We start from the raw sequence: 14201 nt of genomic DNA on the forward strand, positions 1-14201 counted from the left end.
AAACGATGCGCTTGGCAGATAACCCGGGCTGGCCGGATAATGGAACATTCTATTGCAATCCGGCAGCCCGCTGCCGGTCCGGTGCCCCGCCATGTGCCAGCTGCTCGGCATGAACTGCGCCACGCCGACCGACGTGACGTTCTCCTTTACCGGCTTCGCCGCCCGCGGCGGCGTCACGGACCACCATGCCGACGGTTTCGGCGTGGCGTTCTTCGAGGACAAGGCCTGCCGCCTGTTCATCGACAACCAGTCCGCCGGCACCTCGCCCGTGGCCGACCTGATCAAGCGCTACCCGATCAAGTCCAAGAACGTCATCTCGCATATCCGCAAGGCGACCCAGGGCACCGTGCTGCTGGAGAACTGCCACCCCTTCATGCGCGAACTGTGGGGCCGGCACTGGATCTTCGCCCACAACGGCGACCTGAAGAACTTCTCGCCGTTCCTGTCCGGCGTCTACCAGCCGGTCGGCGATACCGACAGCGAGCTCGCCTTCTGCACGCTGATGCAGGGTCTGCGCAAGCGCTTTCCCGGCTCGCAGCCGCCGCTCAACGAACTCTGCCACGCGCTGGCCGACATCACGCGCGAGATCACCCTGCACGGCGTGTTCAACTACCTGCTGTCCAACGGCCAGGCCCTGTTCGCGCATTGCTCCACCCGCCTCTATTACATCGTGCGCCAGTGGCCGTTCTCCACGGCGCACCTGATCGATGCAGACCTCTCGATCGATTTCGCCCAGGTCACCACGCCGGACGACCGGGTGGCGGTCATCGCCACCGCCCCGCTGACCGACAACGAGACCTGGACCGCCTTCGCGCCGGGCGAGCTGATGATGTTCGAGGAAGGCCGCTCGGTGATGACGCTGACGGTGCCGATTCCGGCCGACGTGCAGGCCAGGAACGCGGCCAACAGCGCCTGTACCTGAGGGGCGCGGGCGGCAACGAAAAAGGGACGCCGCGGCGTCCCTTTTCCATGGCGAGCCGCCGTGGCGGCGACCTGCCGTCTCAGTGATGCAGGATCTTCGACAGGAACTGGCGTGCCCGGTCCGAGCGCGCCTCGATATTGCCGAAGAACTCTTCCTTGTCGGCGTCCTCGACGATCTTGCCCTGGTCCATGAAGATCACGCGGTTGGCGACCTTGCGCGCGAAGCCCATTTCGTGGGTCACGCACATCATGGTCATGCCTTCCTGCGCCAGCTGCACCATCACGTCCAGCACTTCGTTGACCATTTCCGGGTCCAGCGCCGAGGTGGGTTCGTCGAACAGCATGCAGATCGGGTCCATCGACAGCGCGCGGGCGATCGCCACGCGCTGCTGCTGGCCGCCCGACAGCTGGCCCGGGAACTTGGCCGCCTGCGCCTTCAGGCCCACGCGGTCCAGGTACTTCAGGCCCTTCGCGGTCGCCTCTTCCTTCGAGCGGCCGAGCACCTTCATCTGGGCGATGGTCAGGTTCTCGGTGATCGACAGGTGCGGGAACAGCTCGAAGTTCTGGAACACCATGCCCACGCGCGAGCGCAGCTTGGGCAGGTTGGTCTTGGGCGAGCCCACCGAGGTGCCGTCCACGGTGATGTCGCCCTTCTGGAACGGTTCCAGCGCGTTGACGGTCTTGATCAGGGTCGACTTGCCGGAGCCAGACGGACCGCACACCACCACCACCTCGCCCTTGGCGACCTTGGTGGTGCAATCGGTCAGCACCTGGAAGGCGCCGTACCACTTGGAGACGTTGTTGATTTCAATCATACGGCCACCTTTTTCTGGTAACGCTTGACCAGCAGCGATGCGGAGAAACAGATTATGAAGTACACCAGGCCGGCAAACAGCAGCATCTCCACGATGCGGCCGTCGCGTTCGCCGATGCCGTAGGCCTGGCCGAAGAAGTCGGCCAGCGCGCTCACGTAGACCAGCGACGTATCCTGGAACAGGATGATGCCCTGGGTCAGCAGCAGCGGCACCATGTTGCGGAACGCCTGCGGCAGGATCACCAGCCGCATGGACTGCCCGTAGGTCATGCCCATGGCCTGGGCGGCGAACATCTGCCCGCGCGACACGCTCTGGATGCCGGCGCGGATGATCTCGGAATAGTAAGCCGCCTCGAACAGCGCGAACGCCACCAGCGCCGAGGTCATGCGCAGGTCCGACGCCTGCGACAGGTTGAACACCTTCTGCAGCACCTGCGGGATGATCAGGAAGAACCACAGCAACACCATCACCAGCGGGATGGAGCGGAAGATGGTCACGTATCCCTGCGCGAACCAGTTCAGCGGCTTGACCGAGGACAGGCGCATCATCGCCAGGATGGTGCCCCAGACGATACCGACCACCACCGCGGTGACGGTGATCTTGAGCGAGACCAGCATGCCCTCGCCCAGCACTTCCAGCGTGGTCGCGTTGATCGAGCTGAAATCGAATGTATATGCCATGACGTGTCCTCTTACTTGCCGCCGATGAAGCCGGGCACGCGCGTGCGGCCTTCGACCCAGCGCATCAGCAGCATCACGACGATGTTGATCAGCGCGTACATGAGGGTCACCGCGATGAAGGACTCATACGGGCGCGCCGTGTAGTCCACCAGTTGCCGGCCTTGCGCCGCCAGTTCCAGCAGGCCGATCGTCGACGCGACCGCGGAATTCTTGAAGATGTTCAGGAACTCGGAAGTCAGCGGCGGCACGATGACGCGGAACGACATCGGCAGCAGCACGAAGCGGTAGGTCTGCGCCAGCGTGAAGCCCATCGCCAGGCCCGCGTTGCGCTGGCCGGGCGGCAGCGAGTTGATGCCGGAGCGGACCTGTTCGCAGACACGGGCCGCGGTGAAGGTGCCCAGGCAGAGCATGGCTGCCAGGAACTGCTGCGCGAACGGGTTCATCTGCTTGAACATTTCGCCGCCGGGCAACAGCTCGGGCATGACGAAGTACCAGATGAACAGCTGCACCAGCAGCGGAATATTGCGGAAGATCTCGACGTAGGTCGCGGCAAGGCCGGACAGCCACTTGTTGGGCACCGTGCGCAGCACGCCGAGCACCGAGCCAATGACGAGGGCGATCACCCACGACGAGAGCCCGAGCGCCAGCGTGACCTTGAGCCCGGAAATCATCCAGTCAAGATAGGTCTCGTTCTGGGCGGCTTGTTCGAGGAATACACCCCAATGCCAGCTGTAATTCATGATGAGTCCTCAAAAAGAAACGGAAGGACATGCCTTCCGTTTCGCACAACCGGAATCCCAGGATCAGTCGAGCGCCTTGTCATTCGGCGTCTTGAACAACGCCTTCATGTCTTCGGACAGCGGGAAGTCCAGGTTCAGGCCCTTCGGCGGCACCGGCTGCTGGAACCACTTGGTGTAGAGGGTGTTGATCGAACCGTCCTTCATCATGCCGGTGATCACGGTGTCCGACAGCTTCTTGAACGGTGCGTCGTCCTTGCGGATCATGCAGCCGTAGGACTCGCGCGATTGCGGCTTGCCCACCACGATCCAGTCGTTCGGGTTCTTGGCCTTGGCGCGTTCGCCGTACAGCAGCGCGTCGTCCATCATGAAGGCGACCGCGCGGCCCGATTCCAGCGTCAGGAACGACTGGCCGTGGTCCTTGGTGCTGATGATGTTCATGCCCAGCTTCTGGTCATCGTTCATCTTGCGCAGCAGGCGCTCCGACGTAGTGCCGGCGGTGGTCACCACGTTCTTGCCCTTGAGGTCGGCCCAGTCCTTGATGCCGCCATCCTTCTTCACCATGATGCGGGTGCCGATGATGAAGATGCTGGTGGTGAACGATGCTTGCTTCTGGCGCTCGAGGTTGTTCGTGGTCGAGCCGCACTCGATGTCGATGGTGCCGTTCTGCAGCAGGGTGATACGGTTCTGCGAGGTGATCGGGATTTCCTTGACCTGCAGGTTCGGCAGCTTCAGGTGGTCCTTGATGGCTTCCACGATCTTGACGTTGATATCGTAGGAATAGCCGACCTGGCGCACGCCGCCGAGGTTGTAGTTGAACGGAATCGACGATTCACGAACGCCAAGCGTAATCACACCGGTGTCTTTGATCTTCTGCAGCGTGCCCGTCAATTGCTCGGCTGCTTGCGCGGTACCGCAAAGCACGCCGGCTGCAATCATCAGGGAAGCCAACTTGGCAACATTCATAACATCTCCTTGACCATGAAGAGAGAAAGGCGGGACTCTAACAAAAAACCACCCGCCGACGAAATAGTATTGCGCAGGCAGACACCCAAGACAACGGGTTTTTCCCCTAACAAAGCCAATACAGGCATGGTTTGCGGGGGAGTCGGGCCATGCCTCGCCCCCACCCCGCGCATGCCGCGCCAAACCGCTTTTTCCCATTTCCGCAACACCGGACGCCGCCCGGAGCCGGCAGGCAGGAAGCCGTCGCCGGCCCGTTATCCGGCCGCCCGGCGCCAGCGCCGCGAGGCAGGAAACATACGACAACGCGGCTGCCGGGAAGCCCGACAGCCGCGTTACCAAAAGTCCGGCCCGGTTGCTGCGACGCAGCATCACCAATTGGCGATGCCGCAACGGCAACCGGCGTTGAGGATCAGGGGTAGAGACCGCGCATTTCGCGCGCCTGCAGAATCCGCGTGCACGCCACGATGAACGCGGCCGTGCGCAGGGTCACCTTGTTTTCCTGGGCGACCTGCCAGATCGCACGGAATGCCTCTTGCATGATTCGTACCAGGCGCTGGTTAATTTCCTCTTCGGTCCAGAAAAAGCTGGAAAAGTCCTGCACCMACTCAAAATACGAAACCGTGACGCCGCCGGCATTGGCGATGACGTCCGGCGCCACCAGGATGTTGCGCTCGCGCAGGATGTCGTCGGCCTCGGGCGTGGTCGGGCCGTTCGCACCTTCAATGACCATGCGTGCCTTGATGTGGGGCGCGTTCTTGGCGGTGATCTGCCCTTCCAGTGCGGCCGGGATCAGGATTTCGCAATCGACCTGCCAGAACTGCTCGGCGGAGATGGTCTCGCCCTGGAAGCCTTCGATGGTGCCGCTATGCGAGGCGTATTCCATCATGGCGGGCACGTCCAGGCCGGCCGGGTTGTACAGCGCGGTGCGGTGATCCTGCACGGCCACCACCTTGGCGCCGGCTTCGTGGAACAGCTTGGCCGCCACGGCGCCGACATTGCCGAAGCCCTGCACCGCCACGCGGGCGCCCTTGATATCCAGGCCAATGTTGCGTGCCGCCTCGGATCCGACCACGAACACGCCGCGGCCGGTCGCCTCGTGGCGGCCCAGCGAGCCGCCCAGCGAGATCGGCTTGCCGGTCACCACGCCGGTCGCGGTGCTGCCCGAATTCATCGAGTAGGTATCCATCATCCAGGCCATCACCTGCGCGTTGGTGTTGACGTCGGGCGCCGGGATGTCCTTGTTGGGCCCGATGATGATGTTGATCTCGCTGGTGTAGCGGCGCGTGATCCGTTCCAGTTCGCCCTGCGAGAGCGTGCGCGGGTCGACGCGGATGCCGCCCTTGGCGCCGCCGTAGGGCACGTTGACCGCTGCGTTCTTGACCGACATCCAGGCCGACAGCGCCATCACTTCCGACAGCGTCACGTCCTGGTGGAAGCGCACGCCGCCCTTGCCGGGGCCGCGCGACAGGTTGTGCTGCACGCGGTAGCCCTCGAAGTGGGCGATGGTGCCGTTGTCCATCTCGATGGGCACGTCAACGACCAGGGCGCGCTTGGGGCGCTTGAGGGTCTCGACCCAGCGTGCGAGCGAGCCCAGGTAGGGCGTGACACGATCGACCTGCTGCAGGTAGATGCCCCAGGGGCCGAGCGCCTCGGGATTGAGGTAGGACGGCAGCGTGTGAGTCATGACGGCAGGATTGGACGGCGCGGCGGAAGACATCGTTTGGTCTCGGTGTGAAAGTGCGGCCAGCTTAGAGGAGGCCGCCCCGCCGAAGCCAATGCCGTTTGATTATCCCGTTATGCACCGATTGCATAACCTTGCGGCGACATCCGTGCGCCTATGCGCCCGGCGGCGCGGACATGGGCAGGCTGCGCGCCGCCAGCGAGTTCCACACGCGATCCACCAGCTGGCGCTTGTTGCGCAGCTGCGCGCTGCGCCGCTCGCTGGCCTGCTCGCCGGGTTTTTCACGGTAAAGCCGGATCTCCATGTCGATCGACAGCGGCGCGCCGCGCGCCGGCTCGGCACGCACCAGCCGGTGCCGGGCCAGGTCCTCGCGCACCGCGCTCTCGGGCAGGAAGGCCATGCCATGCCCCGCCAGCGCCATCACCTTGAGCGCCTCGGCCATATCCGTCTCGTAGCACTTGTCGAGCTTGAGGGCGTCGGGGGTCTCGTCGAGCAGCATGTCCACCATGCGGCCGAGGAAGGCGTTCGGCGTGTAGCTCAGGAAGGGCACCGGCTTCTTGTCCGTGCCCGGCAGGCGGTACAGCGGCTTGCCCGCGGCGTCCGGCACGCTGTACGGCGACAGCCGCTCGATGCCCAGCACCATCATGTCGTAGTGCGCCGGATCGAGCTGGATGGCCTGGCGCGCGTGGTGGTAGACCATGACCAGGTCGCAGCCGCCGTCGACCAGCGCCAGCACGGCGTCGTGGACGTTGAGCGCGCGCAGCCGGCACGGCAGGGTGCCGATCTCGCGCTCCACCGCCTTGAGCCACTCCGGGAAGAAGGTCAGCGACAGCGTATGCGGCACCGCGAATTCCAGCACCTGGGCATTGGCCGAACGCTGCCCCCGCATCAGCGCGCGCGTCTCGCTGACCTGCGCCAGCATCGCCAGCGCCTGCTCGTAGAACACCTTGCCCGCCGGCGTCAGGCTGGTGGGATAGCTGGAGCGGTCGATCAGCTCCGTGCCCACCCAGGACTCCAGCGACTGGATCCGGCGCGAGAACGCGGGCTGTGTCACATGACGCTGCTCGGCCGAGCGCGAGAAGCTGTGCGTCTCGGCCAGGCTGACGAAGTCTTCAAGCCATTTGATTTCCATGAGGCGGCATTATCCACCGGCTTCCCCCGTCCGGCGCGCACTCAGGAACAAAATTCTACTATCTTGAGTTTTTGTGGAATCAGATTACACTGCAACCTAGATTTGCACGACAAGACGCACGCGTTTGCTACGGACCGGGCGCTATGATGGGCGCATACCAACAAGGAGCCCGTCATGGCCACCCAGCAAGCCGGCACGCCCGGCCCCGTCGCCCACCCCGCGCCCGGCGCCCCGCCCGGCGCCCTCTTCGCCCCGCTGTCCGACGGCATGTCTTCGGCCTTCGCGGCGAGCGCGCGCATGGTGGCCGAGGGCATCGAAGCCGGCCTGCCCGACGCCGCGGCCCTGCTGGCACTGCTGCCCGAATCGCTGCGCGAAGGCTCGCCCCACGGCTATGTGCGCCACCTCGTCCACGCCGATCCGCTGGCACGCTTCTCGGCCATGCTGATCGTGTGGCGGCCCGGCCAGCACAGCCCGGTGCACGGCCACCAGACCTGGTGCGCCTACCGCGTGTTGCGCGGCACGCTGCACGAGCGCCACTACCGCTGGGATGCGCAGGCGCGGCGCGCGCGGCAGTGCGGCGAAATGCCGCGCACGGCGGGCGACACCTTCAGCGTGCCGGCCGGCCTGCGCCATATCCACGCGCTCGGCAACGACAGCGATGAAGTGGCCGTGTCGCTGCACATCTATGGGGTGGACCAGGAGCACATCTGCAGCGGTGTGAACCTGCTGGTGGACGCTGCCTGATCCGCGGGCGTGCGTGCGGCCGGACACCGACCGATGCTGCACGACAGGAACCCGACAGGAACCACGCCATGGACCGCTACGACCGCCAGATACTCGCCGCCCTGCAGGAGGACGCCACCTTGCCCGTGGCCGAACTCGGCGAGCGCGTCGGCCTCACCTCCACGCCTTGCTGGCGGCGTGTGCAGAAGCTGGAGGAAAGCGGCGTCATCCGCAAGCGCGTGGCGCTGCTGGACCCGGCCCTGCTGAATGTGGGCGTAACCGTATTCGTCTCGGTCCGCACCAACCAGCACAACGCCAAGTGGCTCAAGACCTTCCACGACCTGGTCGCCTCGATTCCCGAAGTCACCGAGTTCTACCGCATGGCGGGCGATACCGACTACCTGCTGCGCGTGGTGGTGCCGGATATCGCCGCCTACGATCGCGTCTACAAGAAGCTGATCCAGGGGGCCGAGCTGGCCGATGTCAGCTCCAGCTTTGCCATGGAGCAGATCAAGTACACCACGGCGCTGCCCCTTGACTATGCGTAGGCGAGGCTGGCGAGACTAGCGAGGCTGGCCGCACAAGCCAGACCGGCACACACCCGCCCTCACCCGCGGCTGGCCCAGCCCGTCATGCGCCGCTCCACCACCGCGAAGAACTCATACATCACCATCGCCATCACCGCGATCACCACCAGTCAAAGGCGCGTGCCATGATCTGGCGCACCCGCGCCTGTCCGATGCGGACCGTCGCGCCTCAGGCGTCCTGCGTGGCGTCGCCCGCTTCGATGGCCAGCGTCGCGTCTTCCACCGGTGTGGCGTTCTGCGCGGCGCTGCGCGCCTGGATGCGCCACATCTCGGCGTAGCGGCCATCCATGCGCATCAGGTCGGCGTGCGTGCCGCGTTCGATCACGCGGCCGTGGTCCATCACCAGGATCTGGTCGGCATGCACCACGGTCGAGAGCCGGTGCGCGATCAGCAGCGTGGTGCGGTTCTGCGCCAGCCGGATCAGCTCGGCCTGGATGGCCTGCTCGGTGCGCGAATCCAGCGCCGAGGTGGCTTCATCGAAGACCAGGATGGGCGGGTTTTTCAGCAGCGTGCGCGCGATCGCCACGCGCTGCTTCTCGCCGCCGGAGAGCTTGAGGCCGCGCTCGCCCACCGGCGTGTCGTACCCCTGCGGCAGCTCGCGGATGAAGGTGTCGATCTGCGCCGCGCGCGCCGCCGCGATGACTTCATCGTGGCTGGCCTCGGGGCGGCCGTAGGCGATGTTGTAGTAGATGCTGTCGTTGAACAGCACCGTGTCCTGCGGCACGATGCCGATGGCGCCGCGCAGGCTGTCCTGGGTGACCGCGCGGATATCCTGCCCGTCGATCTCGATGGCGCCGCTGCCGACGTCGTAGAAGCGGAACAGCAACCGCGCCAGCGTGGACTTGCCCGAGCCGCTGTGCCCGACCACCGCGGTGGTGGTGCCCGCCGCGATGGTGAAATCCACGCCATCCAGGATCGTGCGGTTGCTCTCGTAGCCGAAGCCGACATGGGCGAAACGCACCGCGGCGCCCCGCACCCGCAGCGGCTGGGCGCCCGGCGCATCGGCGACTTCGCGGTTGGTGCCCAGCAGCACGAACATGCGGTCCATGTCGGTGGTGGCCTGCTTGATCTCGCGATAGATCACGCCGAGGAAATTCAGCGGGATGTACAGCTGGATCATCAGCGTATTGACCAGCACCAGGTCGCCCAGCGTGAGCTTGCCGGCTGCCACGCCCACCGTGGCGCGCCACAGGATCAGGATCAGGCCGGTGGCGATGATCGCCTGCTGGCCAAAGTTGAGCAAAGACAGCGAGTTCTGCGAACGGATTGCCGCGGAGCGGTAGGTGAGCAGGTTCTCGTCATAGCGGCGGGCTTCATACTCCTCGTTGCCGAAGTACTTCACGGTCTCGAAGTTGAGCAGCGAATCGATCGCCTTCTGGTTGGCGCGCGAATCCAGCTCGTTCATCTTGCGCCGGAAGTGCGTGCGCCACTCGGTCACCACGATCGTGAACACGATGTAGCTCACCAGCGCGCAGCCGGTGATGGCGGCGAACCAGATGTCGTAGTGCAGGATGAAGAAGCCCATCACCAGGCCCATCTCGACCAGGGTCGGCAGGATGCTGTAGAGCGAATAGGAAATCAGCGACTGGATGCCGCGCGTGCCGCGCTCGATGTCGCGGCTCATGCCGCCGGTCTGCCGCTCGAGGTGAAAGCGCAGCGACAGCGCGTGCAGGTGGCGGAACACCTGCAGCGCAATCTCGCGCACCGCGCTCTGCGTGACCTTGGCGAACAGGATCTCGCGTAGTTCGGTAAACAGCGTGCCGGACAGCCGCAGTACGCCATACGCCAGGATCAGCCCCACCGGCACCACCAGCAGCGCGGTGGCGCTGCCGGCAGGCACGTTCATGTTGTCCACCAGCTTCTTCATCAGCACCGGCACGCCGAGGTTGGCCACCTTGGCCGCGACCAGGCACACCAGCGCCAGGATCACGCGCCATTTGTAGTGCCAGACGTAGGGCAGCAGGTTGCGCACGGTCTGCCAGTCGCTGCGGGGAGCGCCTGGCTTGCCGAACAGGGAAGCGGGCTGGGCGGGGGACGGCTCGGCCGACGAGGAATAGCGTCGCATACGTTAGAATTTGGGCGAATATGCGATTGTGGCAGAGATCGGCTGGCTCAGCCGGCACCACCCTGGCATCCGTCTTTGTCGCGGCTGTGTTCCGGCCATGCCACCATGCCGGCGCCGTGCGGCGGCCAGCTCACTCCGTCCACTCCGGCAAGCATCGCCATACCGTAGCGGCATCGCGCCGCGATCCCGGCGCCCCGCCCCAACCCTGTTTTCCTGCCTCAAGCCATCATGAATCAAGCCACCGTCCTACCCTGCCTGCCGCCCGGCAAGAATCCCGCACTGCGTGTGGTCCCCATGCCTGCCGACGCCAATGTGCACGGCGACGTGTTCGGCGGCTGGATCATGGCGCAGGTCGACCTGGCCGGCTCGATCCCCGCGGTGGAGCGCGCGCAGGGCCGCGTGGCCACGGTGGCGGTGAACTCCTTCCTGTTCAAGCACCCGGTCTTCGTCGGCGACCTGGTCAGCTTCTACGCCGATATCGAGAAAACCGGCCGCACCTCGATCACTGTGTCGGTGGAGGTCTACGCGCAACGCATGCGCCACAGCAACGAAATCGTCAAGGTGACGGAAGCCACGCTGACGTATGTGGCGACCGATGACACGCGACAGCCGCGGGTGCTGCCGAAGCTCTGAGTTGCCGGCCCGCCGGCGCGGCCCTTGCGCGGCATCCTGAACCAGGCTGAACCAGGCTGGCTCGGGAGCCCACCCTCCCCGCGACCCGCCTGCGGTCCTCCCTGAAGCGTCCCGCGCACATCGCGGGGCGCAATCTCCCCGCCCCGCCCCTCCCGTCCGCCCGGAAGAAAGCAGAAATTTCTGCCTGCGCGTTCAGACATTTCCAATTCCTTCACCTCGCTCCACGCACTTAAATGCAAATGATTCTCAAATGCACTTAGGAGCATGGAATGAGCCGATACATAAGATCCGCCGCGCTGCCGCCGCGTCGCCCCCTGGCCTGCGCCGTCCTGGCAATGGCGACCTGCGCCGCGCCAGTGCTGGCGGACGACCGCGAACGGCAGGGCAGGCCTGTCGAGCTGGAGCCTGTCACCGTACGGGGAACGCCGCTGCCCGGCGCCAAGGTCGATGTCTCCGGCTCGGCCAAGTACGCCGCGCCGCTGCTCGACACCCCGCAGACCATCTCGGTGGTGCCGCAGCATGTGATGGAAGAACAGAACGCCCTGAGCCTGCGGCAGGCGCTGTACAACGTCTCCGGCATCACCTTCAACGCGGGCGAGGGCGGCGCCGGTTCGGGCGACAGCATCAATATCCGCGGCTTCAGCGCCAACGCGAACATGCAGGTCGACGGGCTTCGCGACAGCGGGCAGAACAACCGGACCGACCTCTTCAACGTCGAGGCGGTCGAAGTGATCAAGGGGCCGAACTCGGTCTTCGGCGGCGCCGGCACCACCGGCGGCAGCATCAACATGATCAGCAAGCAGCCCGGGGCGGAGCGGTTCACGCATGCCGGCGCCGGCCTCGGGACCGACAATTTCCGCCGGCTGACCCTCGATACCAACCAGCCGCTGCCGTGGGGCGGGGGGTCCTCCGCGGTGCGCCTGAACCTGATGGCGCACGAGAACGACGTGCCGGGGCGCGGCCCCGTCGACCGTCGCCGCTGGGGCATCGCGCCGTCGATCGTATTCGGCCTGCAATCGCCGACGCGCCTGACGCTGAGCTACTTCCACCAGCGCGACGACAACCTGCCCGACTACGGCGTGCCGGCGCTGCATGGCAACCCGCTCGCGGGCGTCGGCCGCCACAGCTACTTCGGCTGGCGCAACCTGGACAAGGAGGACATCACCACCGATGCCGTCACCGCCAGGTTCGAGCATGAGTTCAACGGCAGCCTCAAGCTGCAGAGCCTGACCCGCTACTCGCGTCTTCACCGCGACACGGTGATCTCCGCCTCGCACGTGGACCTGTCGGGCCTGCCGCCCGGCCGCTACAAGCCGGCCGGCCCGCAAGGCTATGGCCGCGACTCGACCAGCGGCATGTGGATCAACCAGACCAACCTGACCAGCCACTTCGGCACGTTCGGGCTGGGGCACACGCTGGTCACCGGCTTCGAGATCTCCCGCGAAACCTACGACCGCTCCACCTATTCCTACAATCTCGCCAGGTACTATCCCGCAAACGGCTTCGACCTCCGGAATCCGCCTGGCTTCTGGAGCGGCCCGATCGCCAGGCAGGACAGCGCGAGCAACAAGACCTGGCTGGATGTCAAGGCGCTGTACGCCCTCGACACCATTGCCCTGGGCAAGCACTGGGACCTGAATCTGGGCCTGCGCTACGACTGGATCGACGGCACCTCGGAGAGCACCCCGACAGGCAAGGCGACGGAGCGTGCGGACAGCTCGGACCGGCAGCTCAGCACCCGGGCGGGGCTGGTGTTCAAACCCGCGGATAACGGCAGGATCTACGTTGCCTACGGCACCGCCTTCAACCCGTCCGCGGAATATCTGGTCACCACCGGCTCAGGCGTGGACAAGGCCACCGGCTCGCTCGCGCCGGAGAAGAACAAGACGTATGAGGTGGGCAGCAAATGGGAGTTCATGGCGCGGCGCCTGGGACTGAACGCAGCGCTGTTCCAGGTCGAGAAGAGCAATGCACGCGAACGCCTGGCCGACGGCAGCTACGCCCTGGCGGGCAAGCAGCGCGTGCGCGGCGCAGAGCTGGGCGTGGCCGGCAAGCTGACACCGCAATGGGAGATCCTGGCCAACTACACCTACCTGAACAGCAGCACGCTCCGGTCGCGGGCCACGCCCGAGCGCGAGGGCAAGGCAATGGCCAACACGCCGCCCCATACGCTCAGCCTGTGGACCACCTACCAGCTCCCGTCCCGCTGAACGCTGGGCTATGGCGCGCGCTATGTCGGCAAGCGCAACGTCACTTCCGCGGGTGACGGCAAGCTCGGCGGCTACTGGCTGCACAACGCCATGCTCGGCTATGCGCCGAACCGGCACCTGCGGTTCCAGCTGAACATCGACAACCTGTTCAACAAGGCCTATGTGGACCGCGTGCGCCAGGTGCTGGGCAACGCATCGCGCTCGTCGGCGATCGAGTACGGCGATGGCCGCTCGGCCGTGCTGAGCGCCGTCTATTCTTTCTGATCCGCCTGCCTGCCGAGCGCAGGATTCCAAGCCGTGGCCCCGCCCGAGGCGGGGCCCGCGAGCCCGAGGTCTAAGCGATGATGGTGCATATCCCCGGCGTGCTGACGCCGGAACAGGTACGGGAAAGCGTACGCCTGCTGATGGAGGCCGACTGGGTCGACGGCAAGGGGACCGCGGGATTCCAGTCCGCGCTTGCCAAGGACAACCTGCAGTTGCCGCACGACTCCCGCCAGGGCGCGCATATCGCCGCGATGATCGAGCAGGCGCTGCGCCGCCATCCGCTGTTCCTTTCGGCGGCGCTGCCTGCCAGGATCTATCCCAAGCTGTTCAACGCCTACCAGGGCGGGCAATCGTTCGGCACCCATGTCGACAATGCCATCCGCTATCTTCCGGACAGTTCGGGCAGCATCCGCACCGATCTCTCCGCCACGCTGTTCCTGCGCGGGCCCGACGACTACGACGGCGGCGAGCTGATCGTCGAAGACACCTACGGCACGCACGCGGTCAAGCTGCCCGCTGGCGACATGATCCTGTACCCGGCCTCGAGCCTGCATCGCGTCAGCCCGGTGACCCGCGGCACGCGGCTCTGCTCGTTCTTCTGGATCCAGAGCCTGGTGAGGAACGATGCCCGGCGCGCCCTCCTCTTCGACCTGGATACCGCCGTCCAGGAAACCGCGCAGGCGCTCGGCCATGGGCACGCCACCACGGTGCGGCTCACCGGCGTGTACCACAACCTGCTGCGCGAATGGGCGACGCCCTGATGCCCTGATGCCCTTTCACGCCCCCC

General features: G+C 65.6%; 12 protein-coding genes and 2 pseudogenes. 6 read left to right on the forward strand and 8 right to left on the reverse strand.

Translation table 11 applies throughout. From position 1 onward, the window contains the following. Nucleotides 1–91 precede the first annotated feature (91 nt). Nucleotides 92–922, forward strand: a complete 831-nt coding sequence (locus AB4Z48_RS09125; RefSeq protein ID WP_441613601.1) for a class II glutamine amidotransferase — start codon at nt 92–94, stop codon at nt 920–922. A 79-nt stretch (nt 923–1001) separates the two neighbouring features. Here the strand turns inward: AB4Z48_RS09125 and AB4Z48_RS09130 are convergent, their stop codons facing one another. The 6 genes from AB4Z48_RS09130 to AB4Z48_RS09155 form a co-directional block, all read right to left on the reverse strand. Continuing rightward, a complete protein-coding gene (locus AB4Z48_RS09130) occupies nt 1002–1736 on the reverse strand; it encodes an amino acid ABC transporter ATP-binding protein (RefSeq protein ID WP_441613602.1) in 735 nt (244 codons plus the stop codon). Next, on the reverse strand, nt 1733–2416 hold the full coding sequence (gene gltK / locus AB4Z48_RS09135) for a glutamate/aspartate ABC transporter permease GltK (RefSeq protein WP_441613603.1): 684 nt from the start codon (nt 2414–2416) through the stop codon (nt 1733–1735). Before gltK ends, AB4Z48_RS09130 begins: the two co-directional genes overlap by 4 nt. 11 nt (nt 2417–2427) lie before the next feature. Further along, nucleotides 2428–3156 carry an amino acid ABC transporter permease gene (locus AB4Z48_RS09140; RefSeq protein ID WP_441613604.1) on the reverse strand — a complete coding sequence of 243 codons (729 nt, stop codon included), beginning with the start codon at nt 3154–3156 and terminating at the stop codon, nt 2428–2430. Between the two features lie 63 nt (nt 3157–3219). Then, entirely contained in the window at nt 3220–4119 is a 900-nt protein-coding gene (locus tag AB4Z48_RS09145) for a glutamate/aspartate ABC transporter substrate-binding protein (RefSeq protein WP_441613605.1), read from the reverse strand. A 409-nt stretch (nt 4120–4528) separates the two neighbouring features. Continuing rightward, entirely contained in the window at nt 4529–5836 is a 1308-nt protein-coding gene (locus AB4Z48_RS09150) for a Glu/Leu/Phe/Val family dehydrogenase (RefSeq protein ID WP_441613606.1), read from the reverse strand. Nucleotides 5837–5954: 118 nt separating this feature from the next. Next, a complete protein-coding gene (locus AB4Z48_RS09155) occupies nt 5955–6932 on the reverse strand; it encodes a LysR family transcriptional regulator (protein WP_441613607.1) in 978 nt (325 codons plus the stop codon). A 174-nt stretch (nt 6933–7106) separates the two neighbouring features. Here AB4Z48_RS09155 and AB4Z48_RS09160 point away from each other — a divergent pair, with 174 nt between their 5' ends. After that, on the forward strand, nt 7107–7676 hold the full coding sequence (locus AB4Z48_RS09160; RefSeq protein ID WP_441613608.1) for a cysteine dioxygenase: 570 nt from the start codon (nt 7107–7109) through the stop codon (nt 7674–7676). Between the two features lie 68 nt (nt 7677–7744). Next, nucleotides 7745–8203, forward strand: coding sequence for an Lrp/AsnC family transcriptional regulator (locus AB4Z48_RS09165; protein ID WP_441613609.1), 459 nt, complete (start codon nt 7745–7747; stop codon nt 8201–8203). Between the two features lie 59 nt (nt 8204–8262). Here AB4Z48_RS09165 and AB4Z48_RS09170 read toward each other — a convergent pair. Together AB4Z48_RS09170 and AB4Z48_RS09175 are read right to left on the reverse strand one after the other, a co-directional pair. Continuing rightward, nucleotides 8263–8352: pseudogene (locus AB4Z48_RS09170) on the reverse strand (ABC transporter permease); the annotation flags it as partial. A 59-nt stretch (nt 8353–8411) separates the two neighbouring features. After that, the gene (locus AB4Z48_RS09175) at nt 8412–10307 is read right to left on the reverse strand and encodes an ABCB family ABC transporter ATP-binding protein/permease (protein ID WP_441613610.1); all 1896 of its coding nucleotides are present in this window, start codon (nt 10305–10307) and stop codon (nt 8412–8414) included. Nucleotides 10308–10535: 228 nt separating this feature from the next. Here AB4Z48_RS09175 and AB4Z48_RS09180 point away from each other — a divergent pair, with 228 nt between their 5' ends. The 3 genes and pseudogenes from AB4Z48_RS09180 to AB4Z48_RS09190 all read left to right on the forward strand — a co-directional run bounded on the left by AB4Z48_RS09180 (nt 10536) and on the right by AB4Z48_RS09190 (nt 14175). Further along, nucleotides 10536–10940 carry an acyl-CoA thioesterase gene (locus AB4Z48_RS09180; RefSeq protein WP_441613611.1) on the forward strand — a complete coding sequence of 135 codons (405 nt, stop codon included), beginning with the start codon at nt 10536–10538 and terminating at the stop codon, nt 10938–10940. A gap of 269 nt (nt 10941–11209) precedes the next feature. Further along, nucleotides 11210–13414, forward strand: a pseudogene (locus AB4Z48_RS09185) (TonB-dependent receptor). A gap of 77 nt (nt 13415–13491) precedes the next feature. After that, entirely contained in the window at nt 13492–14175 is a 684-nt protein-coding gene (locus tag AB4Z48_RS09190) for a Fe2+-dependent dioxygenase (protein WP_441613612.1), read from the forward strand. Nucleotides 14176–14201: the final 26 nt, after the last annotated feature.

This window comes from Cupriavidus sp. 2TAF22 (genome assembly GCF_052115045.1).
Lineage (GTDB): Bacteria > Pseudomonadota > Gammaproteobacteria > Burkholderiales > Burkholderiaceae > Cupriavidus.